Genomic DNA, 413 nt, shown 5'->3' with positions numbered 1-413 from the left:
AATCCACCGCTTGCGGCCGCGCCCGCCACCAGCGACAAAGCGGCAACGGCCGAAGCCGTTGCCGCCTGGAGTGCGGCGAGGCCGCGTGGCGCCCCGCCTTCCGCTGCGCGATCAGCGCAGCAGGGACAGCACGCCCTGGGGCAGCTGGTTGGCCTGGGCCACCATCGCCGTGCCGGCCTGCTGCAGGATCTGCGAGCGCGACAGGTTGGCGGTTTCCGCCGCGAAGTCCGCGTCCTGGATGCGGCTGCGCGACGCGGACATGTTCTCGGACGAGGTGTTCAGGTTGGCGATGGCGGTTTCGAACCGTGACTGGAGTGCGCCGAAGCTGGCGCGCTGGCCGTTCACGGCTGCCAGTGCGGAATCGATGATCTTCAGGGCCCGGGTCGAACCGTCCACCGTGGACACGTCGATGT

General features: G+C 69.7%; 1 protein-coding gene. It reads right to left on the bottom strand.

Features of this window, described 5'->3' with window-relative positions:
* Positions 1-111: 111 nt before the first annotated feature.
* Positions 112-413, bottom strand: a 302-nt coding sequence (locus GVL52_RS32415) for a flagellin (protein WP_280179137.1), incomplete at its 5' end; no start/stop codon positions are given.

Source organism: Rhizobium sp. 18055 (assembly GCF_902706285.1).
Lineage (GTDB): Bacteria > Pseudomonadota > Alphaproteobacteria > Rhizobiales > Rhizobiaceae > Rhizobium.
The sequence above is the reverse complement of the archived record's forward strand: the minus strand, read 5'-3'. Positions and strand labels throughout refer to the sequence as shown.